A 26,009-nucleotide genomic window follows, 5' to 3' on the forward strand; every position below is an offset into this window, starting at 1 on the left:
ATAAACCTTAACCTAAATGCCCTAATTTGGGCAGACCTGAACAGATGAGTACACCTCAACCCCAAACCCCTGCACGCCGTGTAGCCAGACATCTTTTGGCTCTGACAGTCATTGAATCATCAAGCGACGACAGATCATGAGGAAACCGATGCGTGTATTGTTTCTGGTGCCTGACTTTCCCGATCCTCCCGACAGGATTAAGGGAGGTATTCAATCGGCTGTACTTAACCTGCTGAAAGGTTTTGAGTCATTACCCATTGACGTTAAAGTAGTGTCCATTTCGCGCGATACCGACAACGAATATCGCAGACAGCTATATAGCAACGTGGAAGTGATTTATGTTCCGGAAGGACCTGCGCCGCTATCATTTGTCAACTATTTTCTCCACTGTTCACGCGCTGTAAGGAATATCATTAAGGAATATAAGCCAGACATCATTCATTTTGAAGAAGGAATGAACTTCCTGCTGATCCGGTTCTTTGCACACAAGCGGTATAAGCATGTGCTTACCATACACGGTATCACATTTGCGGAAGCAAAGCTCAAGAAATACTGGAAGCAGCGGATGAAATGGTACATGAACGGAATCGTGGAAAGAGTCATGCTCCCTCCGCATGTCATTCATATTTCCAAATATTCGAAAAATATTTTCTCCAGGCTGATCCGCGAGAAAGCCCCGATCATATTTAATGCAGTAGGTAACAGTTATTTTCCCATTCCTGAATTAAAGGCGACTGGTAACAGGCTGCTGTATGTGGGCGTTATCAACCGCAGGAAAAACCTCATGTCGCTGTTGAAAGTGCTCGATCGCCTGCAACAGAAAGGCTGTGCCTTCACGCTGGATATTGTGGGAGACTTTGACGAAAGTGAAAAGTACCGCGAAGAAGTTTTGCCGTTTGTGGCTGCCCGGGGACTCTCCCAGCGGGTTAATTTCCTGGGATGGAAAACACAGGAGGATCTCATAGAATTATATACAAATCATGATATCGTGGTATTACCATCCCTGCAGGAAACACTTCCTGTTGTAATTGCGGAAGCGATGTCTGCTGCAAGGGTTATGGTGACCACAGACGTTGGCGGCATTCCCGAAATGATTGATCACGGGAAAGACGGTTTTATTTATCAAAAACATCAGGAAGATCAACTGGAAGGTATCCTGATGGAACTGTTCAATAACCATGAACTCGTGAGCGAAGTTGGCGCAGCTGCCCGTCGCTCAGCAAACCGGAAATTCCATTGCCGCGTAATAGCCGAAAAAACGTTCAATTACTACCAACTGCTTCACCTGTCTGAATCAGGTGAAAGCGAATCAGTTTTCAATCCATCAGTTTAAGATAATGCTTACGATTCGTAAAAGGTTCACCTTTATCGAGGTGATCGAACATTGGTATCAATGTCAGTACAAATGGCCGGAGTTGTTGGGACTTACAGCGTATCTGCATGTTAAAAATGATGTCCCCCAACCACCGATGACTATTTTAAAGGAGAACTTTACTATTGAAAACAACCTGACGCTTTCCGAAGATCAGATTTTTGAAGCTTTCAGCAAGCAATTCCGGAACCAGATCCGGCAGGCTGAACGCGAGGGTGTAACCTGTTATTTCCGGAAAGATATACCCCGGTTCGTGGAATTTTTCAATGATTTTGCCAGGTCAAAAGGTATCAATACCACCAGTGTCAGGCGCCTGGAAGAAATGGGTGACGGGTTGTTCCTGAGCTTTGCAGAACTCGACGGCAAACTCCTGGCGGCCCATAGTTACCATTTTGACAAGGCAACCGGTGTGGTCAGGACTTTTCAAAGTGCTTCTATCAGAATGGAAGACAGCGGTTTAGATAAGAATCTGATTGGGAAAGCCAATAAATTGCTGCATTACCGGGACATGATCCACCTGAAAAGCCTGGGCGCCCATATTTACGATTTTGGCGGATACGCCGGAGATAAGGATAAAAGAAACCTCAAAGGTATTGACGATTTCAAACTAAGTTTCGGTGGAGAAGTGGTTACCTGCAGAAATTATTATTCAATTCCGTATTTTATATTCAGATCGGCAGCAGATAAACTGAACCTGCTGGGTCATGGTTAACGCGTCATGAAAATGGCAAAGAAATTCTGTATACTCCTCGAGGATGACTGGGAAGTTATGGGTAACGGATTGGGTAATGTTGCCCAACTCCAATACCTCCCTTCACTATTCCTCATGAAAACACTCAAAAAACTGGGTGGTACGATGACCTTTATGGTTGATGTCGTACATCAGCTCAGGTACCTTCAGTCAGACATCAGTGACAGGAATCTCCGCATGCAATCACGCATCTGGGAAGAAAATGTACTACTGATGAAAGACTATGGTTTCGATGTTCAGCTGCACCTGCATCCACAGTGGTTTGAAGCTGTACGTACCGGCGATCACTTCCTGCTGGGTAATAACTGGAATATCGGAAGATACGCCCCTGAGTTGCAGCGGAAGATGATTTCCGAAGGCATCGACTACCTCGAAAACCTGATCCGGCCCCATTATCCTGATTATAAGGTCATCGCCTTTAAAGGCGGAAGCTGGGGCCTCCAGCCATCAGAAACCTTATTTCAGGCAATGGCCGATAAGGGAGTAAGAATAATCATGGGTGTTAGGAATGGTCTCCGGCTGCCCAATAGCGGTACCGACTACAGTAATATCGAGGAAAAGATCATGCCCTATTATGCAGATCCTTCAGATATCCGGAAGGTAAGTCGCAAAAAAGAGGATATCGTGATTGTTCCTCAGCCGGAATACGCGCCGAGCATCTTCCCCATGATCTCGCTCGGCATAGATCTGGTGAAGCAAAAATTGATTGGCCGGGATGATACGGCATGGTATTACCAGGAACCCATACCTGCAACAATAAAATCCCTTTCCCCACTGATGGACGAAAAGAAAATGCAGTTCAGCTGGAATCCCTACCGTACTCACCTGAAGATCGGAAACCAGCCTTTTTACTATCTTAAGTCATCTATTGATTCCATCATCAAACGACTGCGGGATTATCCGGAACGAAGAATTCCACTTGTCATGGAGTCCCATACCAAACAATTTCTGGCACATTATAAACATATTGAGGCATTCCTGAAATATATCCTGGATGCCTACGGGGATGAGGTGGAATTCCTTACCCTTTCACAATACTATCGCGAACTGCAACAGGACCCGACGGTGATCCGTCAAAAAAACTAGCCCTATGTTATTCAATTCTATGGAGTTTTTGTTCTACTTTATAGTAGTAACAAGTTTATACTTCCTGCTGCCACATCGCTTCCGCTGGATGCTCTTGCTGTTTGCAAGCTGTTATTTCTACATGGCTTTTGTGCCGGTGTACATCCTGATTCTCGGGTTTACCATAGTGATCGATTATTTCGCAGGTATTTTTCTCGAAGAGGCCCGTGGCCGGAAACGAAAGGTCTGGCTGATAGCTAGTCTTGTCGCCAACATCGGCGTACTGGCAGTTTTCAAGTACTACAACTTCCTGAATGACAACCTTACCACACTTTTGCACGGAGTTGGCTGGAACAACCCTGTCCCTTATTTGAAGATTCTGTTGCCGATCGGCCTTTCTTTCCACACCTTTCAGGCAATGAGTTACACGATTGAGGTATACAGAGGACACCAGAAAGCAGAAAGGAATTTTGGCATCTATGCGCTTTATGTAATGTTTTATCCGCAGCTCGTTGCCGGACCGATTGAACGGCCACAGAACCTGCTGCATCAGTTCTATGAAAAACACTCTTTCGATTACGAACGGGTGGTAGATGGCCTGAAGATCATGTTGTGGGGCTTTGTAAAGAAACTGGTGATCGCAGACCGCCTCGGTTTATACGTTGATGCAGTATACGGCAACGCTGATCAGCATTCCGGTTTGTCACTGATTGTTGCGACCGTGTTTTTTGCATTCCAGATTTATTGCGATTTCTCGGGATACTCTGATATCGCCATTGGCTCTGCCAAAGTAATGGGCTTCACACTGATGCGAAATTTCAACCGGCCATATTTTTCAGCCAATATTTCCGAGTTCTGGAGCCGTTGGCACATATCACTTTCCACCTGGTTCAAAGACTACCTGTACATTTCCCTGGGAGGCAACAGGGTATCCATACCCCGTTGGTATTTTAACCTTTTTTTCGTATTCCTCGTCAGTGGCCTCTGGCATGGGGCGAACTGGACTTTCGTAATCTGGGGCGCATTGAATGGCTTTTATCTGGTCGCCGCACTGATCAGAAACCGCTTGTTATCGAAATGGGGCTGGAAAGAAAATGATCAGCCATCCTGGTGGATGCGCATGATCAATATAGGAATCACTTTTTTACTGACCTGTTTTGCGTGGATATTCTTCCGCGCTGCTGACCTCAATCAGGCAACACTGGTCATCGGCCGTATCTTCCGGTTCGAAAAAGGTTCCCTGTTTACTGGTAATCCCACTTTCACCTATTCCCTGTTTGCCATTGCGTTCCTGCTATTGGTGGAAGCCAAAGAGGAATATTATAAAGGTTCCTTTACCCTCATTGATAACAAAAGCCCACTCGTACGTTACAGCACCTATCTCGCATTGATCCTGTTGATCCTGCTGATTGGCGTATTTGATGGTGGTCAATTTATTTATTTCCAATTCTGAGCCATGGAGAAAGATCTGATCAAAAACAATCCGGTTCAAAAATTCCTGCGAAACTTTCTCTTATTTCTTTTTCTGCTTGTGATAGCTGATTTTGCTGTAGGATTCCTGCTGCGTAAATTTTATTTTTCACAGGAGAGCGGATTGGAAGCCAGGACTATCTATGCGATTGATAAAGCCAATGAAGAACTGATCGTGCTGGGGTCTTCGAGAGCGAGCCATCACTATGTGCCTGCCATCATTGGTAAGGAACTAAACATGAGTGCTTATAACGCAGGTCGGGAGGGAAATTTCATCCTCTATCACAACGCCGTTTTGCAGTGTATGATCCAACGGTATCACCCCAAAGTGGTGGTATTGGATTTGCTGAACAAAGAGTTTTCAGTAAACCGCGAGAGTTATGACCGGCTGGCAACGTTGATGCCGTTTTACCGGAATCACGAAGCCATCCGACCGATCATCAATTTGCGCGGGCCATTCGAACCAATTAAAAACCTTAGCGCCATCTATCCGTATAATTCGAAGCTTCAAGCAATAGCCATGGGAAATCTTGAGCTGAATAAAAGCCGCAAACAGGATTTTGGCGGCTATATTCCATTGGAACGTGTAATGAAACGACCTGCGGATTCAGTTGCTGTGGAAGGAGAATATCCTATCGATACCATCAAGGTGGAAGCTTTCCGGCAACTGGTAAAAACTTGTTCAGCCAGCAATATCCGCCTCTTTGTGATTTGTTCCCCGTATTATGATTATCTCCGTGCCGAAGACCCGAGCGTCAGAATTGCCCGCCAGATAGCTGCGGAATATAGTATTCCGTTCTGGGACTATTCGGTTGATACTACATTCACCGGTAAGGCCGATATTTTTGATGATAAAGCGCACCTTAACAAGGAGGGCGCAGAACGTTATTCTAAGCTGATCGCTGATAAAATCACGGCTTCAGCGGGAAGTCACGCGAGTGCAAAAAGGTAAAGCATGTCAGAAATTCATCAGCAAGCCCTTCAACGGCTTAAGACATATTGTGAGAAAGAAGGATTTCGTGGTTACGATCCCTACGATGGCCTGAACAGCAGGTTATTTCAGGCATTGCCATGGATCAGAGATCAAAAATTCTTCCGGCTCGCCTGGATCCAGGCTTTCAAAAGGTCGCCATTCAACCTTCGTTCGGTTACAGGAGTAAAAAAGGAGACCAACCCCAAGGCTTTAGGGATTTTTCTTACTGCCTACTGTCAGCTTTACCAACAACACAGGGAACCTGCTGATCTGGGAAAAATCCGGTTTTTCATCCGTGAGATTCTTCACTTTACGAGCAAAGGGTATAGCGGAGCCTGTTGGGGATATAATTTTGACTGGCAGGCCCGGGCGTTTTTTCAACCGCGGTTTACTCCCACGATCGTTGCCTCTTCATTCATTGCCAACGCCCTGCTTGATGCTTACGAGATTACCAACGAAAACATATTGCTGGAAACAGCCAGGGGCACCTGCGATTTTATCCTGAAAGATCTTAACAGGAATGTGGATGATGAGGGGGACTTTGCTTTTTCCTATTCCAAACTTGACACTAGTATCGTATTCAATGCTTCATTGCTCGGAAGCAGGTTACTGGCAAGGGTATATAGCTATACGCGTGAACCGGAACTGCTGGAAGCCGCCACAAGGTCCGTTGCCTTTTGTTGTAAGTATCAACAGGAGGACGGATCATGGAGTTACGGTACATATTCCTTCCACCAGTGGATTGACAGTTTTCATACCGGGTACAACCTCGAGTGCCTGCAGGATTACGCCGATTTCACGGGCAACACAAGCTATCAGACCTACGTCGAAAAAGGTCTGGACTATTACCTGAACAATTTTTTTACTTCGGATGGTATTCCGAAATATTATAACAACAGCGTTTATCCAATAGATATTCATGCACCTGCACAATTGATCATCACCCTGATCAAACTGCGTTGTTTTGAATCCAATAAGGCCCTCGCCGACCGTGTGCTGAACTGGACCATCAACAATATGCAGGACAAGCAAGGTTATTTCTATTTCCAGATCAACCGCTATTTCTCTTCCAGAATACCCTATATGCGCTGGTCTCAGGCCTGGATGCTTTATACCCTGGCGCTTTATGACCGAAAACTATCCCTACAGCCCGAAAAAACAATCGTGTATGAAACGCATTAGTATTTGCAATATTCCGGTTGACGCCTATACCATGGAGGAAACTGTCGGACTTATCGATGATGCCCTTCAGGAAAACCGGCCAATTCACCATGTTGTGATCAATGCCGCGAAAGTGGTTAATGCCAACAAGAATGTTGAATTAATGGATTCCATCGTTAACTGTGATATCATTAATGCAGATGGGCAGGGAGTTGTTTGGGCCAGCCGTTTTCTCAACAAACCATTGCCGGAAAGGGTGGCGGGCATAGACCTCATGGATGAGCTGATTGCGCTGGCTCATCGAAAGGGATACAAGATTTACCTGCTTGGTGCCAAAGAAGAGATTGTTTCGAAAGTTGCCCGGATACTGTCCGAGAAGTATTCACCTGATATTATCGGGGGCTACCGTAATGGGTATTACAAACCAGACGAGGAACTTGAAATCGCCAGAAGCATTGGGTCATCCGGTGCCAAGATGCTGTTTGTGGCCATCACCTCACCTAAAAAGGAAATTTTTCTCAATAAATACAAGGATGAGATCAATGTTCCGTTTATCATGGGTGTCGGTGGAAGCTTTGACGTGGTTGCAGGGTTCGTGAAAAGGGCACCACGCTGGATGCAGGTTGCCGGTCTGGAGTGGTTTTACCGTGTGATCCAGGAACCCCGGCGCATGTGGAAGCGATACCTGGTAGGGAATATTGAATTCGGATACCTGGTAATGAAAGAAAAAATGCAGTTTAATAAAGCTAAATGACTTTGATATGAAGGTTACGATCGTTGCAGGAGCCCGTCCAAACTTTATGAAAATTTCGCCTATCATCAAGGCTATTCAGCATTACAACAGTAACGGCCACTCAAAAATAGACTACCGCCTTGTTCATACCGGGCAGCACTACGATAAAAAAATGAGTGCTGATTTTTTTGAACAGCTCGGTATTCCGGAACCTCATGCCAACCTGGAAGCGGGTGGAGGAACGCAGGCAGAACAAACTGCTGCAATCATGACCCGGTTCGAGAAGGAACTGATGGAAAACAGGCCAGGCGTGATTCTGGTAGTAGGAGATGTTACCTCGACCATGGCCTGTACCATCACCGCAAAAAAACTTGGTGTTGATGCTGTACATGTGGAAGCGGGTATCCGTTCCGGCGATATGACGATGCCTGAAGAGATTAACAGGATCGTGACGGATTCTATTACAGATCATTTCTTTACTACAAGTGAGTTTGCGAATGAGCACCTGCGCCGGGCAGGCGTTTCTGATGAACGGATCCACTTTGTGGGCAACACCATGATCGATACCCTGCAACAGAACCTGGGACGATTGCAGGAACCTGCACTCTGGAAATCTGAGGGGCTGAAAGAAAAGCAATACTTCCTGCTGACCCTGCACCGGCCAGCCAATGTGGATGACCCCGCCAATCTGCAGCATCTCCTGTCAACCATCATGAATACCACGGGAAATCATCCTGTTGTATTTCCGGTTCACCCCAGAACAAAGAAAATTCTTGACGGGATCGGCTACCGCGATAACCGACTGATACTGGCGGATCCGATGGGTTACCTGGAGTTCATTTTTCTGATCCGCAATGCCATGGCTGTTATTACCGATTCAGGCGGCATTACAGAAGAAGCTACCGTGCTGGGAATTCCCTGCATGACCATGCGCGACTCTACCGAAAGGCCCGAGACCATCACCATGGGCACCAACGAACTGATTGGCACCGACCCGGCCAAACTCATACCTTACCTTGAAAAAGTAATTCAGGGAAACTGGAAAAAGGGTGGAATTCCACCCATGTGGGACGGGAATACAGCCACAAGGATCGTCGATAAACTCGCCGCCCTCTACAACGCCTAAGCATGAACAAACTTTCCTATGTATTCTACCGGACCCTTCTGTGGCTCTGGGATATTTTTTCGCTGAACGTCATTCTGCTGATCGCCAGTTTCGTGGTAGGCAGGGCAGAAGCATTTGAGAAAAAAGAATATCATGTCTTCTTTGCGGTAATCAACCTGGCCTGGATGGCAGCGGTGTACCTGACTACACTGTACATGAGCAAGAACTGGCTTGACTTCGAAAGTTTTTATAAACGAACGGCCAAAGCCTACCTGCTCACCGTGCTGATCCTGATGGTCTTTATCTTTCTCTATCATTACCAGTATTCCAGAGCATACATCCTGGTGGTAATTGCCGGGCTCGGTCTAGTATTGTCTGTGAACAGGGTGGTTTTCAACCTCCTTATCATTTCTTTAAGAAACAAATTCAGCCTTCAGAAAAATGTAGTGGTTCTTGGCTATAATGAGATCTCCAAGCGGCTGATCCGTTACTTCAGGGAAGAGTCCAAATTTGTGCACGTGGCCGGCTGTTTTGAAGACAAAGAGCGGATATCTGAATTGTCGGAGTTTCCGATTATGGGCGATCTGAAAGATTGTATGCCTTTCGTTAGGGAGAACCAGGTTACTGAGATTTACAGTACCCTTGCTCCTGAAAATTTCCCCGACCTGTATGAACTCGCCAAGGCAGCAGAAAAGCAGTTTGTACATTTCAAATTTGTGCCTGACTATAAGATCTTTGTCAACCGCAATATATTCGTCGACTTCGTAGACAATATTCCTGTCCTTTCCCTGAGAAATGAACCGCTGGAAGACACGGGTAACCGTTTAAAGAAGAGATTATTTGACATAGTATTCAGCACTTTTGTGATCATATTCCTGCTCAGCTGGCTGATTCCCCTGATTGCACTGCTGATCAAACTGGATTCAAAAGGCCCAATCTTTTTTACACAAATGCGTTCGGGAAAAAACAACCAGCCATTTCGATGCATCAAATTCCGGAGCCTGAAAGTGAACGACGAGGCAAACAGCAAACAGGTAACCCGGAATGATAGCCGGATCACCCGTCTGGGCCGTATAATGCGGAAGACCAATATTGATGAGTTACCCCAGTTTTTTAATGTATTTCTGGGTGATATGTCGGTAGTCGGGCCAAGACCACATATGCTGAAACATACCGAAGATTTCTCCCATCTCTACAAACAATACATGATCCGGCACTTTGTGAAACCGGGACTAACCGGTTGGGCCCAGGTAAACGGCTTTCGCGGCGAAATCACAGACAACAAACTGTTGCAGAAGAGGATTGAATTTGATATCTGGTATATGGAAAACTGGACACTTTGGCTGGATCTGCGCATCATCATGATGACAGCGTTCCTGTCTATCAAGGGCGATAAGAATGCCTTCTGACCAGTTTATTTAGGTTCTACAAATACCAACCGGCTGCCATAGAAACGCCGGAGCGAGTCCCTCATCCTTGCTGTATCCGAAGGTTGCCCCGGAAGCAGAAAATAAAGCTTGTACCGCGATGTGTCGGTGCTGTCGAATTGAATCTTATCTCCGATCTCCCTGAGCTGCGCAAAACGCTTTTCCGCACGCAGCTTGTTCCCCGTTGCTTCAATTACAAAACGCCACTGTGAATTGTCCGGCACCGGCTGGATAACACTGTCTCTTTTTGCTGTTGCAGTATTGGCCGTATCAGCAGGCAGATGCATTGTTGTATCCGCTACAGTAGCTGCAGTATCTGCCTTCACTACCGTTTCGGCATTTTCCGGATTGTTATTCTGGGATAATTTCCAGCCTCCCCAAACTACTATGGCAATTGTAGCCAGTGCAGCGATGCCGATGAGCCAGCCCCTGTTAACTCCCGTTTGCGGCTGGTAACGGCTTTCATCAGAAAACACAGAATTCCGGCGGTTTTCCAGCATCCCTTCATCCAAACGGTCTGTTACCATCTCACCTGGTGTAAATGTCAGTATGCCTTCCTTCGATTTAACCAGGGTACCAATACCATCCAGGTAAAGTGCTTTTCCGATATTCAGGAACTGGGAGTTGAGCATGATAAATGACTCCAGGTCAGATTGCGCCAGCGAAGTCATTTTCCCTGTATGTGTCTTGACATATTCAATCAGTTCCTTGCTGAAGGTGGGATCCGATTTGGTATCAAATTTCACAACACTGCCATCAGTGGTAAAAGTCCCGATTCCGGGCAGGCTCACACGTTTGTGCTGGTAAAGATACTGGGTGATTAGCTGGTCAATTTTCAAAACGAATCAGATTGGTTAGGCACAAATTAAGGAAAAATAGCCCGACGGTTTACATTTGTCCAAATGAAGCACATGTTTACCGATGATGAAAAGCGCTTTATGGCTTATTGGGAGCAGAACCGGGATAAACAGAAAAAGGTCTTCCGGCAGTGGCTGGTTGGCCTGCCGATGGGTCTTGTGATCGTTATACCGATCGTGATCAGTTATGTCACCGGGTGGCATAAGCGGGCCGTTATGGTCGCTGGCAGCCAGTTTAATCCCATGGTATTGATCATTGCGTTGCTGGCCATTGTTACGTTCACCGCCATCTTTTATAAACAGCATCAGTGGGATCAGTATGACCAGAAGTACCGGGAACTCAAAGCGCGGGAATCGGCAGGAAAAAATGAAACCGGTAATAACCAGGCATAAGTAAATGATATAAAAGTCTAATGCTACTGCCATGCAACAGGCAAGGGAAAAAATGGGTCTACTTACAGTCAATAATTATCTTCGCCAAAATTTTTTCAGTACATGCAGAAAAAAGTCCTTTTTGTCCTGACCCTTGCCATTGGCATTGCGTTTGTGTGGAGCTGCTCCAAAAGCAGCACGGGTTCTTCCACTTGTGAAGTAGTGCCGCCTGCCAACGAAAAAGCAGCTATCCAGGCCTATATCGCCGAGAAAGACCTCGAAGGGGTTCAGTTTGACGAATCCGGTTTGTTTTACCAGATCTCTGACCCCGGCATTGGTGGTTCCCCCAACCTGAGCTCCAAGATCTACATCAAGTATAAAGGCTATCTTACCGACGGAACAGTTTTCGATGAACAGACCGATCCTTCCCAAACAGGATGGGTGCTGGGTACGCTCATCAATGGTTGGAAAATCGGCCTTCCCAAGTTGAAGAAAGGTGGAAAGATGAAACTGATCGTTCCTTCTGCCCTGGGATATGGTTGCCGTGGAAGTGGTGCAACCATTCCACCAAACTCTGTCCTCGTTTTCGATGTTGAATTGTCAGATTACGAATAATGTCACAGGAAGCAATTTCCGTATTCGATATTTTCAAAATTGGTGTCGGGCCCTCCAGTTCCCATACTTTGGGACCCTGGAGGGCCGCACGCCTTTTTATTGAAAGCCTTCGTAAGAAAGGCATGCTTGAATCTGTTACCGGGATCGAAGTGTTATTGTATGGTTCGCTTGCGAAAACCGGTCATGGCCACGGCACAGATGTTGCAATTCAGATGGGTCTCATGGATGAAGATCCCGTAACCTGTGCAGTTGAAGCGATATCGTCCAAAATCAGCAACATCAGGGAAACCTGTGAATTGCTTTTTGCAGGAACGTATCGCTTGTCTTTTGATCCGAAAAAGGATATCCGGTTTCTGTTCCTGGAATCACTGCCCTTTCACCCCAATGCCCTTACCTTCCTGGTAAAGTTTGCAGGGGGAGAAATGGAAGCGGCGACTTACTATTCCGTTGGCGGAGGATTTGTGCAACAGGAAGGGGAGGAGCACCAGGCAGGTGAAACAATACAATTGCCTTTTCCGGTGGACAAAGCGGATGATCTTTTACACTGGTGCAGAAAAACGGGCCTCTCTATTCATGAAGTGGTACTGGAGAACGAACTTTCCTGGCGGCCGGAAGCCGCTACAAGAGGGGGATTGAAGAACATATGGCAGGTGATGCTGGATTGTATGTACCGTGGCTGTCATGAAGAAGGCATACTTCCCGGAGGATTATTGGTAAAGCGTCGTGCTGCTGCCCTGAACAGGAAACTGATTGGTGGCAAAACCTACAACAGCCCGCAGGATTGGATCGCTGCCATCCGTGAAGGAGGCAATGACTTTAAATACATCCTGGACTGGGTAAGCTGTTTTGCATTGGCAGTCAATGAGCAGAATGCATCATTCGGCCGCGTAGTAACGGCACCGACCAATGGCGCTGCCGGCGTTATCCCTGCAGTTCTTCAATATTTCGTTGTTTTCTGCGATGGTAATACGGAAGAGAAAATTGCAGCCTTTTTATTGACTGCGGCTGAAGTTGGCAGCATATTTAAGAAAGGTTCAACGATCAGTGCTGCAATGGGCGGCTGCCAGGCGGAAATCGGCGTATCCAGCGCAATGGCAGCAGCAGCGCTGACGGAATCTCTGGGTGGAACACAAAGACAGGCACTGATGGCTGCGGAAATCGCTATGGAACACCATCTTGGCCTGACCTGTGACCCCATTGGCGGCCTTGTTCAGGTGCCTTGTATCGAACGAAATACCATGGGAGCCATCAAGGCTATTACGGCAGCACAACTGGCGCTTCAGAGCACCCCGGATTTTGCTAAAGTAAGCCTGGATGCCGTCGTCAAAACCATGTGGGACACAGCGTTGGACATGAACAGTAAATACAAGGAAACTGCTGATGGGGGACTGGCGATCAATATTCCCCTGAGCCTTCCGGAATGTTGATTTTTTGTTGTATATTTTACATAACGTATAATTTTTTCCTCAAAACGTAACCTGATGAATCGTATCGTAACCTTACTCCTCGTGTCTGCCCTGATCAGTGGACTCCCCTCCTGTAGCAAGGATCCTGACAATCCAACGCCGGATGTTGACCCTACCAAACCACCAGTAGACCCCGAAACTGCCAAGACCATTGGTTTTTTCCTCGATGGATGGCAATCCAGGTCGTTTAGTGTTCCTGGTAATACCGAAGACAAGACAGTTGCCGACCCGCAGGTAACTATCAGCATTGATCCCTATAAAATTAAAACCAAAATACCGGCTCTGCTGGCAGGTGAAAACGCCAACGTCATCACTACCCAGTTCGTTAACGAAACAGGTTTGATGACGAATATCAACGCGCTGCATCCAAGCCTTATCCGCTTCCCCGGCGGCGATCAGACGAGCCTGTTTTTCTGGGACCGGGCGGCAGGAAGTCTTCCGGCTGATGTTCCGGCGCAATTGGTCGACAAAGATGGTACAGCCTATACGCCATCCTATTATTACGGAAAGAGCACGGCTAGCAATACCCTCTCACTTGACAACTATTACCAGATGCTCAGCCAAACCGGGGCGAAGGGTATCATTGCAGTAAATGCTGCCTATGCCCGTTACAGTACAGCCGACAACCCCGTTGCCGCTGCCGGGAAACTTGCAGCTGACTGGGTTCGCTACGATAACGGCCGCACCAAATACTGGGAAGTTGGTAACGAGAACTACGGCAACTGGCAGGCCGGTTATCGCATCGCTACAGCCAATAACAAAGACGGACAGCCTGAGATCATCAACGGCGATCTCTATGGCGACCAGGTCAACGTGATCATTGACTCCATGCGTAAAGCTGCGACGGAAATCGGCAAATCCATTTATATCAGTGCAGTGCTGGTAGAGGGGCAATATACTTCTTCAACTCCTACTGAGATTGACTGGAACGTGAAGGTAATCAAGAAGGTGAACAGTAAGGTTGATTTCTACTCCCTCCACAATGACTATACGCCGTTCGGTGAAGACCCTAATGCGTCATATATACTGTATTCACCGGCATCGAGTACCAAAGACATGTCAAACTATGTGAATGCAGCATTCAAATCCGCAGGCGTTGATGCCAAGCCGTTGGCATTAACCGATTACGGTATTAATGCCATCGGCCGTCAACAGCAATCCTCCTTTGTTGGTGGCATGCATACTATAGCCGTAATAAATGAAAGTCTCAATAATAATATCGGAGTTACCATTCATGATGGACTGGCAAGCTGGTGGAATAATGGTAATTCTCCGGGGATGTTTGGACTCGGAGATGCGGGAAGTAGCTTAGACAAGGGAAGTCCCCGCCCGGGCTTTTATTACAAGTGGTTTGCAAACCGATTCATGGGAGACCGTGCCATAACTGCCTCAATATCCGATGGTACTGCAGAACTGTTATTGTATTCTACTTCCTTCAGCAACAACTATGTCGGGCTGGTTATTGAGAATCAATCAGAAAATGCTGTTACTGCAAAAGTTGATCTGAAATACTGGAATAAGGGAAATCAAGCCTATTGGTATGTACTGGAAGGCGGAACAGACAACGGCGAATTTTCACAAAAAGTGATCATTAATGGTCAGGGTCCCACGGGAAATGCGGGTGGTCCTGCAAACTATAGCACCATACCCGCCTATGTATCTCCGGCAACAGATGGTGTAGTGGTATCCATACCTAAAAGAGGAACCGTAATGGTAGCAATTCCTTATACAATGCCGCAATAAACAAATAAGAAATTCTGAACAGAAAAGCGCCCGGCATACAGCACGGGCGCTTTTTTATTTTGTTGTCTTTCTTTTGGTTAGTTCTGGCTTACCCCGGAAGTCGCGGTGTAATTGCGTATAGTATTATAAAGCGTATCCCGTTCTACCGCAACGCGACCGGCCTGGTGAATCAATGCAACCAACTGTTCGGTGGTCATGCTTGGTGTTTGTTCTTCGGATCCGGCCATCGAATAAATTTTTGTAGAATCATCGATGGTCCCATCAATATCATTCACGCCGAATGAAAGCGCAAGCTGTGCACTGTTTCGGCCAAGCATTGGCCAGTATGCCTTCAGGTGAGGGAAGTTGTCCATATAGATCCGCGCAACGGCATACATTTTCATGTCTTCCACTATGGTGCTTTCGGTAACATGACTCATTTCGTTGTCCTTGTTCCGGAATTTCAGGGGAATGAAAGTGTTGAAGCCGCCTGTTTCATCCTGCATCTGCCGAAGGCGTTCCATGTGATCAATCCGGTGGGCGAAAGTTTCGATATGTCCGTACAGCATGGTAGCGTTGCTATGCATACCGAGTTGGTGCGCCGCGCGGTGAATGGACAGCCACCCATCAGCGTCCACTTTATCGTCGCAGATCTGTTTCCTGATCTCGGGAGCAAAGATCTCGGCACCACCGCCTGGCAGCGAATCGAGGCCCGCTGCTTTCAGATAAGCCATTCCTTCTTCTGCAGAAACTTTGGCCTTTCTGAACATGTAATCCAGCTCTACGGGAGTAAATCCTTTGATATGCAACTCCGGCCGGTGCGCTTTTATGTCGCGCAATAAACCTGCAAAGAACTCCAGGTTCAGTTTGGGGTGAACACCGCCGACAATATGTACCTCAGTGACGGGCTGGCCGTCATACTTCCTGACAATATCCAGCATTTGTGCTGAAGTCAGTTCCCATCCTTCTTCACGATGAGCATACAACCTGGAATAAGAACAGAACTTGCAACTGAATACACAAATATTGGTAGGTTCAATATGGAAGTTGCGGTTGAAATACGTCACGTCACCATGTTTGCCTTCCCGCACCAGGTTGGCAAGTTTACCCAGCCAGCCTAAACTTCCTCTTTCAAAAAGCAGAACCCCTTCTTCCGGCGTTATGCGCCGTCCGGATTTCACCTTATCTTCTATCTGCTGCAATCGGGGATCGGTTGTCGTTGCCATGGTACGCTGATGATTTTCACCGCAAAGGTAGCGGTATATCAGATTCCTCCGTAAAAGCAATATCTTGCTGATAACTAAACTTTTACCGGATGGCTCGTTTCCAGGGAATTATCGGCATCCTGCTGATATTGTCCATTGCGTATCTGTTTTCCAATAACAGGAAACAGATTAATCTCAGGGTTATTTTCAGCGGGATAATTCTCCAGCTGATCATCGCGGTGCTCGTACTCAAGGTTCCTGTTGTAGCGAATTTCTTCCAGTTTCTGGGTAAAGGGATGTCAAAGATTGAAATATTTGCCCGCAAAGGTGCCTCATTCGTATACGGAGGCCTCATTACTGCACAACCCGACGGAACCGTGGCCAACTATGTAAATGGTGGTTTTGTTTTTGCCTTTAATGTAACTGCCACTATTATCCTGGTCTGCGCGTTGGTAGCCGTACTCTATCATTTTGGAATAATGCAAAGGGTAGTGGCAGTGATTGCAAGAGCCATGAATTTTGTGATGCGGGTCAGTGGGGCAGAAGCCCTCAGTAATGTTGCCAGCGCTTTTGTGGGCCAGGTGGAAGCCCAGGTGTTGATCCGGCCTTACCTGGCCACTATGACCATGAGCGAACTGCTGGCCAGTATGAGCGGCAGCCTGGCCTGTATTGCTGGCGGAATTCTTGTAGTGTACGCCAATATGGGCGCGCAGGCGGGCATCGACCTTGCTCCCAAACTGATCATGGCCAGCCTGATGGCCGCACCAGGCGCCCTGGTAATTTCCAAAATCGTGTTCCCGGAAACAGTGGAGAGTCAGACAATGGGTACTGTCAAACTCGAGGTGAAGAGCCATTATACCAATGTGGTAGACGCCATTTCACATGGGGCGGGAGATGGGTTCAAGATTGCCATGAATGTGATCGCCATGCTGATTGGATTTATCGCCGTGATCGCGTGCCTCGACTGGATGCTAATTAAAATCGGTCACCTTTTCAACCCTTCCTTTGACCTTAGCCTAAATTTTATTTTCGGTAAGATATTCTATCCCTTTGCCTGGGCTATGGGCGTACCGGCACAGGATGTAAACGGTGTTGCTACTTTACTGGGACAGAAGTTAACGATCAATGAATTTGTTGCATTCCAGAACCTCACCAATAAATCGGTACCGGTAATCTCTGAAAAGGGACTGCTGATTGTCAGCATTGCCATTTGCGGATTCGCCAATTTCAGTTCCGTGGGCATGCAGATCGGTGGTATAGGAGAGATCGCACCCGGCCGACGCGCAGACCTGGCCAAACTGGGATTGAAAGCGTTATTATGCGGCACCCTGGCTTCCTACCTGAGTGCCACGATCGCCGGCATCCTCATGTAAACATAAAAAAAGGCCGCTGCGTGCGGCCTGATATCGAAAGGGCAATTATTTGCCTGGTAATCAGATGTGGGCTTCAATTTTCTTAACAAAATTGGCCTTTGGTTGTGCACCAACCAGTTTGTCTACTACCTGACCGTTCTTAACGAACAGGATCGCCGGAATAGAAGTAATGCCGTAATTGATAGACAGCTGAGGGTTATTGTCGACGTTAACCTTACCAATCTTCACCTTACCATCATACTCTTTGGACAGTTCTTCAATCACCGGCCCAATTGCGCGGCAAGGTCCACACCACTCTGCCCAGAAATCAATGACACTCAATTTATCAGATGCCAGCACCTCATTTTGAAAGTTGGCATCGGTGAATTCTAAAGCCATAATTGTTGATTTTTTTTGTTGTTTTATATAAAACGCAAAAATAGGTCCCTTGGTTGAATTGCCCGGTTATGACAGTCCCCCGATGTGAATAACTGCTAGTTTGTGTCAATTTTGACAGATAATTCCGGTTGTTGTACCAGCCAGGCCGTCAATTCGTCATTCATTTCAATGCCCGTTTCGATGCTGTACAGGCTGCTCTTGCCTAAATTGAAGCGGATACCCGTCTTTCCGGGAAAACGCTTGAAATTCGCCTCCAGGAAGCCAATCATGGTACCGCTGACATGCCGCGGCTCCACCGATAAGGTTAATTGCTTTGTTTGTTGAGATTTAATGGATTCCAGCAAACAAATCCTTTCCACCTTAAATTCGTATTGTTCTGTATTAAACCGGCTTTTGTAACTGCCGGTCAGGAACAGGCTTTTCCCTTTGTCCAGATAGTCCTTGAACCGCATATAATCCTCACCCCACAACATTATTTCTGTCTTGCCGCTGTAGTCCTCCAGCGTGAGCACGCCGAAATTCCTGCCCGTCCGGGTGATCCGGTGCTGTCCGTCAATCACCAGTCCGGCGATCCGGAACTGCCTTCCACTGGCTTGTAACGCCTGGTTGTCTTTTGCTTCATTAAAGTCCTGCAGTGACATGATATTGTAATACCGCATTTCAAAACGAAAATGATCCAGCGGATGACCGCTGATGAAAATGCCTGTCACTTCTTTTTCCTTGTCAAGGCGGTCTGTCAGGGTCCAGGGCTCACAGGCTGGGATCTTTGGTGCAGGGATGTCGAGCACAGCGGGAAGATCCCCAAATAAGGTATTGGTTGTTCCCTGGCTTTGCGCCTGGTAAACGTTACCATACCTGATAATCTTTTCGAGTCCCGTTGTGTTGTCCCCCTGCGGCATAAAAAAGTACTGGGCCCTGTGCAGATCAGTAAAGCAATCAAATGCTCCTGCATAAGCAAGGCTTTCCAGCGTTTTTTTGTTGACTGATCGCTGGTTGATTCTTTTGATCATATCGAATATGCTGGTAAAGGCCCCTTCCTTTCCACGCTCAAGAATGATGGCATCCACTGCTGCTTCGCCAACCCCCTTAAGTCCGCCTAATCCGAAACGGATCGCCCCTTCCTTGTTAACAGCAAAACCCTTGTGGGATTCATTGATATCCGGGCCCAGCACTTCCAGCCCCATCCTTTTACACTCCTCCATAAAGAAGGTGATCTTTTCAATACTGCCGGCGTTATTCAGTACAGCAGCCATATATTCGGAAGGATAGTGTGCTTTCAGGTAGGCCGTCTGGTAAGCGACAAAGGCGTAACAGGTGGAGTGAGATTTGTTAAAGGCATATTGGGCGAATGCTTCCCAGTCGGTCCAGATCTTGTCCAGTTTATCTTTCGGATGTCCCTTTTCTGCAGCTCCGTTAACGAACTGAGACTTCATTTTGTCCAGTACCGATTTCTGCTTCTTCCCCATCGCTTTCCGGAGTACATCGGCATCCCCTTTGCTGAAACCTGCCAGCTTCTGGGCAAGCAGCATCACCTGTTCCTGGTAAACCGTGATACCGTAGGTCTCCTGGAGGTACTCCGCCATCTCGGGAAGGTCATAGGTGATCGGTTCCTTTCCGTGTTTCCTGTCGATAAAGTTGGGGATATAAGCGAGTGGCCCCGGACGATACAAGGCGTTCATCGCAATAAGGTCGGCAAACTGGTCGGGCTTGAGGTCACGGAGGTATTTCTGCATACCGGGACTTTCAAACTGGAACGTTCCAATGGTGTCTCCACGCTGATACAACTGAAAGGCGGTTTCATCATCGAGGGGGATATCATCAATAACAATTGAAATCCCGTGATTCTGTTCGATCAGTTGCAAAGCATTCCTGATGATCGTGAGGGTTTTCAATCCCAGGAAGTCCATCTTGATTACGCCGGCATCCTCAATGATGCTTCCTTCAATCTGGGTAACCAACAGGTCAGAGTCTTTGGCCGTACATACGGGTATAATGTTCATCAGGTCATCCGGTGCGATGATGATGCCTGCAGCGTGGAGACCGGTATTCCGTACAGAACCTTCGAGCCGCTCAGCCTCGTGCAGCACCTGCGCCCGGATATCCGACCCGTTGTAGATCTCTCTCAGTTTTTTAACTGATTCGAGGTCTTCCGGCCCAAGTTGTTCCTTCCCCTCGAGCGATTTTTCACCTTCCTTCTCTGTAAGCGGCGCTTTCAGTACCCGACCCAATTCAATGCCTGGTTTGTCCGGCACCATCTTGGCCAGCGCATTGGATTCTGCGAGCGGAAGGTCCAGTACCCGTGCAACATCCTTGATGCTCATTTTCGCAGCCATAGTACCATAGGTAACGATCTGCGCTACCTGGTTGCGACCATACTTGCGTACGACATAGTCGATCACCCGCTGGCGTCCATCATCGTCAAAATCGGTATCGATATCCGGCATGCTTTTCCGGTCGGGATTAAGAAACCGTTCAAAGAGCAGGTTGTATTTGATGGGGTCGATATTGGTAATGCCAATACAATAGGCAACTGCACTGCCTGCAGCAGAACCACGCCCGGGGCCTACAAATACACCCATATTCCTGCCTTCCCTGATAAAATCACTTACGATCAGGAAGTAACCTGCAAACCCCATGGTTTTAATGGTGAACAATTCGAAGTCAATCCGCTCCTGGATGTCCGGAGTGATCTCTGCATAACGCGCAGCGGCCCCTTCATAGGTGATGTGTTTGAGGTATTCCCACTGGTTCAGGTTACTGTCGCCATGAACCTGGAATTCAGCAGGAATCGGAAACGCCGGTAGCAGGATATCTTTTTTCAGGTTCAGCAATTCCACGCGCTCCACGATCATATTGGTGTTGGTGATCGATTGCGGAATATCACTGAACAGCTGTTTCATTTCTTCAGTGGACTTGAAATAAAACTGGTCATTCGGGAATTTAAAGCGACGGTTCCTGACAGCGGCATCGTCATTCACAAAATCATCAAATCCCGGTGTACTTTGCTTTTCGCCGGTGTTGATACAAAGCAGGATGTCATGTGCATTGGCATCGTCCCGGTCAGTATAGTGACTGTCATTGGTCGCAATTACCGGTACATCGAATTTCTGCGCAAAACGGAGCAGGCACGCATTGATGGTTTCCTGTTCAGGGATCTTATGCCGCTGCAGTTCGATGAAATAATCCTCTCCGAAAATGTCGAGCCACCATTTGAATTCTTTTTCTGCGGCAGCTTCTCCGTCGTGCAGAATGGTTTGCGGAACATAAGCGCCGATACAACAGGTTGTGGCGATCAGCCCCTCGTGATATTTTTCGATCAGCTCCTTGTCGATCCTGGGGTACTTGCTGTACATGCCTTCCGTATAACCAAGGGAAGTCAGCTTAATCAGGTTCTGGTAACCTAGTGCATTCTTGGCCAGGAGTACCTGGTGGTAACGCTCGTCTTTCTGTTCCTTGGTAAAGGATTTCCGGTGACGATCTTCCACAACGTAAAACTCGCAACCCACCACCGGCTTAACCAGCGGCTTTCCATCTTCCCCCTTGTGCTTGTACGCCTCTGCAACGAATTCAAATGCGCCAAACATATTGCCGTGGTCCGTAATGGCAATAGCGGGCATTTTATCTTTAACAGCTTTCTTGTAAAGGGCCTGGATCGAAGCGGCTCCGTCGAGAAGGGAATACTGGGTGTGACAATGAAGGTGGGAGAAATCGGACATGATGCAAGTAACAAATTTTCCACCAGCGGGTTTAAAATATGAATTCGTTAGTTTTGCACATTGATGCCTACATGAAAATATCCTTGGTGAAATTTTTTTATCTGTTACCATTTAGCTGTCTGCTCGTTGCCTGCGGGAGCAGCAGAAATACGACATCCAATGCTTCGCCAACGGTAAAACGGACCGTTTCCGGCGATCCCCGGTTTATTGAAACAATCAGGATCAATCCCGGTGAAGATGGACCCGGAGCCGGCTATTCTCCGAATACAGGATTATTCGGCGGCCCGGCAATGAACAGTTATGCCGCTTCCGGTAATATTGAAAGCAGTACGGCGCTCCAGTTCAAATACGCTATCCTGCTCGATGAGAATGTAGAAAATCTGAACAATATTGTTTTGCTGCAGTATATCGACGACTGGTACGGCACGAAATACCGTTATGGAGGTTCAACCCGCCAGGGCATTGATTGTTCCGCGTTCGTCAACCAGTTGTCTTCAGCTGTTTTCGGAAAAACACTTCCCCGTACTTCGAGAGAACAATTTGATCAGAGCCAGAAGATCCCGCTGGAATACCTTCAAACTGGTGACCTCGTTTTCTTCAACACCCGCGGCGGGGTATCCCATGTAGGTGTTTATCTGCTTCACAACAAATTTGTACATGCATCAACCAGCAGCGGTGTAGTGATCAGTGACCTGAATGAGGAATATTACAAACGGCGCCTTGTGGGCGCCGGTCGTTACTGATATTTAATCCTGTTTCTTTGTTTCTACGTAGAAGTTCGGATCAACTTCAAATGTCTGCAGCATTACTTTCAACGTCTGCCATTCCTCTGTCGGTTCCAGCCAGGTTTCCTTACCGTTGATCTTAACCTTTACCGGCAGGTTGAATCCGGGTACAACGTTTTTCCAGCGGTAGGAGAGCACGCCACTACTGTTGCCGTACTGCAATACCGGCACTTTGGTGGTACGCAAATATTGCTCAAAAAGCGGCGAAAGGTCACGACCAACAGCACGGCTGATAAAGGCTTCCACTTCTGACGAGGTTGTCGTGCGGTGATAGTAGGTGCTGTTCAGGTTGCGCAGCAGCTGGCGGAATTTTTCGTCGTCTTTCATCAGCTGACGGATATAATGTATCATATTGGCCGCCTTCGGATACATGTCGCCGCTGCCCTCCTTATTTACACCATAGATGCCGATGATCGGAATGTCATTCCTGATATTTTTCCGCACACCGGCGATATAGGCATTGGCGGCTTCGAGACCATCCTGACATTCTGTATAGATTGTTTCACTGTAGTTGGTAAAACCTTCGTGCACCCACATATCGGCAATGTCTTTACTGGTAATATTATTACCGAACCATTCATGCCCGCTTTCATGGATGATGATAAAATCCCATTTTAGTCCCCAGCCTGTTCCGCTAAGGTCGCGCCCGAGGTAACCATTTTTGAATTTGTTGCCATAGGCAACTGCACTCTGATGTTCCATGCCTAGATGGGGTGCCTGTACAAGTTTATAACCATCTTCATAAAAGGGATAAGGGCCAAACCAGTGTTCAAAGCATTGCAGCATCGGTTTCACCTGGATGAACTGCTGTTTGGCGGCTTCGAGGTCTTCCTGCAAAACCCAGAACTGCAGATCAAGGTTGCCTTTTTCTCCCTGGAACGTTTCATTCCAGCTGGTGTATTTTCCTATATAAGGAATAATATCGTAATTGTTGATCGGATTTTTCACCTCCCAGGTGTACTGAACCGTCTTGCTGTCACGGTCTTTTTTTTCCTTCAGCCGGCCGTTCGCAACTGCTACAAGGTCTTTGCTGACGATCATGGAGAGTGTGGCGCCTTTATCAGGCTCATCGCTCTGGTGGTCTTTACAAGGATACCATACGCTTGCCCCGAGGCCCTGGCAGGCTACGCTCATCCAGGGGTTGCCAGCCCTGTCTTTGGTCCAGATCCAGCCTCCGTCCCACGGTGCCCTGATCGCTTCCCGTGGTTTACCGGAAAATGTAAGCCGGATCACCTGATCACTTTCCTGGTTCAGATCACCCGGCACAGCAAGATGCCACGCATTTCCTTCCCGGGCGATGCTGATGTTTTTTCCATTAAGAACGGCTTTATTCAGCATCATGGGTTCCTGCAGGTCTATCTGCATGGCACCACTGTTACGAACTACTTTGAAACTCAGGTCTACTTCTCCGCTGATCGTTTTAGCAGTGTAATCGGGGGTAACTGTAATATCGTATCGTTGAACATCCCACCAGGCGCGCTCAGGATTAAGGGATCCGCGTAGCGTGTCCTGGTGAGTAAGGGTTTCTCTTTTGGACAGCGGTTGAGCATGCAGGTGAGTGCAGGCAAGTGCTGCTCCAATAGCAGTGAGGATTACTGTTTTTAATGATGTAAGTTGCATGCGGTAAATATAAGGGCTAAACCCAATTTCCGCTTCATGGATAATTACCGGTGGTGTAGTACTATTTTGCTTGGTTGCTGGCTGCTGGCGGGCTGCGCCAGACAGTCCGGGAACAATGATGGCTACTTCCATTACAATGAATCATCAGGTGTTGCCAGTCTTGATCCTGCATTTGCCAAAAATCAAAGTATTATGTGGATCATTCACCAGTTATACAGTACACTGGTAGAAGTTGGAGACGATATGGAGATCCGGCCATCTGTTGCTGACAGATGGGAGATCAGTGCTGACGGTCGCATTTATCGGTTTCACCTTAAAGACAGTGTGTGGTTTCATGATAGTCCCTGTTTTCCTGGCGGGCGGGGACGGCGTCTCAAAGCAGCCGATGTTGTTTACAGCCTTCGCCGGCTCGTAGATCCTGCAACAGCCAGCAGCGGTGCATGGATTTTCAATGGAAAACTCGATCCCCGGCAGGGGTTCCGCGCTGTTGATGACAGCACTTTTGAACTTGAGCTATACAAGGCCTTCCCACCCATACTGGGTATGCTGAGCATGCAGTATTGTTCGATTATTCCGGAAGAAGCAGTGCAATTTTACGGTGCAGGTTTCCGGAGTCATCCCGTAGGTTCAGGGCCGTTTTTTTTCCTGGCTTATGAAGAGGGTCAAACGCTTTTACTGAAACGCCACAGGCAATACTTTGAGAAAGACAGCAGCGGGCAACACCTTCCTTACCTTCCTGGAATTAAAATCACATTCAATGAAAGCAAGGCTACAGAATTCCTCCTGTTCAGGCAGGGCCAGTTGCATTTTGTGAATGATATCGATCCTTCGTTCAAAGATGAGGTGCTGAATAAAAAAGGGGATTTGCGGGAAGCCTGGAAGGAACAGGTTACACTGAAGAAACATCCTTATCTCAATACAGAATATCTGGGCATCCTGATGGACCCGGGTAATGCGCTGGTCAGACGATCGCCATTACGCTGGAAACAGGTGCGCCAGGCAATTAATTATGGTTTCGACAGGAAAAAGATGATGTTATACCTGCGCAACTCGATCGGTAGGCCCGCCGAGAACGGATTTGTACCGCCCGGTCTGCCTTCATTTGACAGTGCAGCAGTACCGGGCTACACCTTTCGACCGGATACAGCAAGAAAACTGGTTGCATCCATAAAAAGGGAAAGTGGTGAACAGGCTGCTGTTACACTGCTTACCATTCCGATCTATTCTGATCTGGCCAGTTATATTGCCAGGGAATTGCAGGAGATCGGTCTGCAGGTAAAAGTGGAAGTAGTACAGAAAAGTTTTCTGCTGGAGCAAACTGCCCAGTCGCAGGCCATGTTTTTCCGGGGATCATGGATCGCCGATTACCCGGATGCGGAAAACTATCTCAGTGTTTTTTATTCTAAAAACCCGGCACCGCCCAATTATACCCGATACAGCAACCCGTCTTTTGACAAACTATATGAAGCTGCCCTGCTTGAGACAAATGACAGTATCCGGTATGGACTTTACCGGTCAATGGACCGTCTGCTGGTGGCCGATGCGCCGGTGGTGCCACTCTGGTATGATGAAGTTTGCTGGCTGGTCAGAAAGAATGTGACGGGCTTTACCCCCAATAGCCAGAACCTGCTTGAACTCCGGCATGCACGGCTGGATCAGCCCTGATTGGTCCGGGGCGATAGGGTGTCTGAAAGGGGCTCGTTTCGGGGTTTGAAGGAAGAAATTCACCTTCCAGCCTCCTTCTCATGTCGAACCCATCTCGAACAAGCAGGCCTGTTCCCTGTGTAAAACAGCGGTTTACTACACGAATCCGAGGCCGCCACTACACCAATTAATATAGCCC

At 47.5% G+C, this 26,009-nt stretch carries 21 protein-coding genes; 16 read left to right on the plus strand and 5 right to left on the minus strand.

Annotation, left to right across the window (positions count from 1 at the left end):
• Window positions 1–136: 136 nt before the first annotated feature.
• The 9 genes from FPE01S_RS17180 to FPE01S_RS17220 are packed head-to-tail and all read left to right on the plus strand — an operon-like array spanning window position 137 to window position 10,039.
• Window positions 137–1,333 (plus strand): glycosyltransferase family 4 protein, encoded by a 1,197-nt coding sequence (locus FPE01S_RS17180; protein ID WP_046370270.1) that lies wholly within the window; start codon window positions 137–139, stop codon window positions 1,331–1,333.
• A 4-nt stretch (window positions 1,334–1,337) separates the two neighbouring features.
• On the plus strand, window positions 1,338–2,084 hold the full coding sequence (locus tag FPE01S_RS17185; RefSeq protein WP_046370271.1) for a GNAT family N-acetyltransferase: 747 nt from the start codon (window positions 1,338–1,340) through the stop codon (window positions 2,082–2,084).
• Window positions 2,085–2,096: 12 nt separating this feature from the next.
• Window positions 2,097–3,209, plus strand: a complete 1,113-nt coding sequence (locus tag FPE01S_RS17190; RefSeq protein ID WP_157474075.1) for a polysaccharide deacetylase family protein — start codon at window positions 2,097–2,099, stop codon at window positions 3,207–3,209.
• Window positions 3,210–3,213: 4 nt separating this feature from the next.
• Window positions 3,214–4,641: an MBOAT family O-acyltransferase gene (locus FPE01S_RS17195; protein ID WP_046370273.1), complete on the plus strand. Its 1,428-nt coding sequence runs from the start codon at window positions 3,214–3,216 to the stop codon at window positions 4,639–4,641.
• 3 nt (window positions 4,642–4,644) lie between these two features.
• Window positions 4,645–5,610: an SGNH/GDSL hydrolase family protein gene (locus tag FPE01S_RS17200; RefSeq protein WP_046370274.1), complete on the plus strand. Its 966-nt coding sequence runs from the start codon at window positions 4,645–4,647 to the stop codon at window positions 5,608–5,610.
• Between the two features lie 3 nt (window positions 5,611–5,613).
• Window positions 5,614–6,813, plus strand: a complete 1,200-nt coding sequence (locus FPE01S_RS17205; protein ID WP_046370275.1) for a prenyltransferase/squalene oxidase repeat-containing protein — start codon at window positions 5,614–5,616, stop codon at window positions 6,811–6,813.
• Window positions 6,800–7,546, plus strand: a complete 747-nt coding sequence (locus FPE01S_RS17210) for a WecB/TagA/CpsF family glycosyltransferase (protein WP_046370276.1) — start codon at window positions 6,800–6,802, stop codon at window positions 7,544–7,546. The genes FPE01S_RS17205 and FPE01S_RS17210 overlap by 14 nt, the downstream gene beginning before the upstream one ends.
• A 7-nt stretch (window positions 7,547–7,553) precedes the next feature.
• Window positions 7,554–8,651, plus strand: coding sequence for a non-hydrolyzing UDP-N-acetylglucosamine 2-epimerase (wecB, locus tag FPE01S_RS17215; RefSeq protein WP_046370277.1), 1,098 nt, complete (start codon window positions 7,554–7,556; stop codon window positions 8,649–8,651).
• Between the two features lie 2 nt (window positions 8,652–8,653).
• Window positions 8,654–10,039, plus strand: coding sequence for an undecaprenyl-phosphate glucose phosphotransferase (locus FPE01S_RS17220; protein ID WP_046370278.1), 1,386 nt, complete (start codon window positions 8,654–8,656; stop codon window positions 10,037–10,039).
• Window positions 10,040–10,044: 5 nt separating this feature from the next.
• Here FPE01S_RS17220 and FPE01S_RS17225 read toward each other — a convergent pair whose 3' ends face one another.
• The gene (locus FPE01S_RS17225) at window positions 10,045–10,896 is read right to left on the minus strand and encodes a hypothetical protein (protein ID WP_046370279.1); all 852 of its coding nucleotides are present in this window, start codon (window positions 10,894–10,896) and stop codon (window positions 10,045–10,047) included.
• A gap of 63 nt (window positions 10,897–10,959) precedes the next feature.
• On the opposite strand from FPE01S_RS17225, the gene FPE01S_RS17230 reads away from it, so the two are divergent.
• The 4 genes from FPE01S_RS17230 (at window position 10,960) to FPE01S_RS17245 (ending at window position 15,110) form a co-directional block, all read left to right on the plus strand.
• The gene (locus FPE01S_RS17230; RefSeq protein WP_245624016.1) at window positions 10,960–11,307 is read left to right on the plus strand and encodes a hypothetical protein; all 348 of its coding nucleotides are present in this window, start codon (window positions 10,960–10,962) and stop codon (window positions 11,305–11,307) included.
• A gap of 102 nt (window positions 11,308–11,409) precedes the next feature.
• Window positions 11,410–11,901, plus strand: coding sequence for an FKBP-type peptidyl-prolyl cis-trans isomerase (locus tag FPE01S_RS17235; RefSeq protein ID WP_052955942.1), 492 nt, complete (start codon window positions 11,410–11,412; stop codon window positions 11,899–11,901).
• The gene (locus FPE01S_RS17240) at window positions 11,901–13,328 is read left to right on the plus strand and encodes an L-serine ammonia-lyase (protein ID WP_046370280.1); all 1,428 of its coding nucleotides are present in this window, start codon (window positions 11,901–11,903) and stop codon (window positions 13,326–13,328) included. The genes FPE01S_RS17235 and FPE01S_RS17240 overlap by 1 nt, the downstream gene beginning before the upstream one ends.
• A 54-nt stretch (window positions 13,329–13,382) precedes the next feature.
• On the plus strand, window positions 13,383–15,110 hold the full coding sequence (locus tag FPE01S_RS17245; protein ID WP_046370281.1) for an alpha-L-arabinofuranosidase family protein: 1,728 nt from the start codon (window positions 13,383–13,385) through the stop codon (window positions 15,108–15,110).
• Between the two features lie 77 nt (window positions 15,111–15,187).
• On the opposite strand, the gene mqnE is transcribed toward FPE01S_RS17245, so the two are convergent.
• On the minus strand, window positions 15,188–16,315 hold the full coding sequence (mqnE, locus tag FPE01S_RS17250; protein WP_046370282.1) for an aminofutalosine synthase MqnE: 1,128 nt from the start codon (window positions 16,313–16,315) through the stop codon (window positions 15,188–15,190).
• 89 nt (window positions 16,316–16,404) lie between these two features.
• Between mqnE and FPE01S_RS17255 the strand changes: the two genes are divergently transcribed.
• A complete protein-coding gene (locus FPE01S_RS17255; RefSeq protein ID WP_046370283.1) occupies window positions 16,405–17,667 on the plus strand; it encodes a NupC/NupG family nucleoside CNT transporter in 1,263 nt (420 codons plus the stop codon).
• Window positions 17,668–17,727: 60 nt separating this feature from the next.
• On the opposite strand, the gene trxA is transcribed toward FPE01S_RS17255, so the two are convergent.
• Both trxA and dnaE read right to left on the minus strand, forming a co-directional pair.
• Window positions 17,728–18,045: a thioredoxin gene (gene trxA / locus FPE01S_RS17260; RefSeq protein WP_046370284.1), complete on the minus strand. Its 318-nt coding sequence runs from the start codon at window positions 18,043–18,045 to the stop codon at window positions 17,728–17,730.
• 95 nt (window positions 18,046–18,140) lie between these two features.
• Entirely contained in the window at window positions 18,141–21,761 is a 3,621-nt protein-coding gene (gene dnaE / locus FPE01S_RS17265) for a DNA polymerase III subunit alpha (RefSeq protein ID WP_046370285.1), read from the minus strand.
• Window positions 21,762–21,847: 86 nt separating this feature from the next.
• On the opposite strand from dnaE, the gene FPE01S_RS25710 reads away from it, so the two are divergent.
• A complete protein-coding gene (locus FPE01S_RS25710) occupies window positions 21,848–22,504 on the plus strand; it encodes a C40 family peptidase (protein WP_169749189.1) in 657 nt (218 codons plus the stop codon).
• 3 nt (window positions 22,505–22,507) lie between these two features.
• Here the strand turns inward: FPE01S_RS25710 and FPE01S_RS17275 are convergent, their stop codons facing one another.
• Complete coding sequence (locus FPE01S_RS17275) at window positions 22,508–24,166, minus strand: M1 family metallopeptidase (RefSeq protein WP_046370286.1); 1,659 nt, start codon at window positions 24,164–24,166, stop codon at window positions 22,508–22,510.
• A 36-nt stretch (window positions 24,167–24,202) separates the two neighbouring features.
• Between FPE01S_RS17275 and FPE01S_RS17280 the strand changes: the two genes are divergently transcribed.
• Window positions 24,203–25,831 (plus strand): ABC transporter substrate-binding protein, encoded by a 1,629-nt coding sequence (locus tag FPE01S_RS17280; RefSeq protein WP_046370287.1) that lies wholly within the window; start codon window positions 24,203–24,205, stop codon window positions 25,829–25,831.
• Window positions 25,832–26,009 lie beyond the last annotated feature (178 nt).

Origin of the sequence: Flavihumibacter petaseus NBRC 106054 (genome assembly GCF_000974785.1) — a bacterium.
In the GTDB taxonomy this organism is placed as follows: domain Bacteria; phylum Bacteroidota; class Bacteroidia; order Chitinophagales; family Chitinophagaceae; genus Flavihumibacter; species Flavihumibacter petaseus.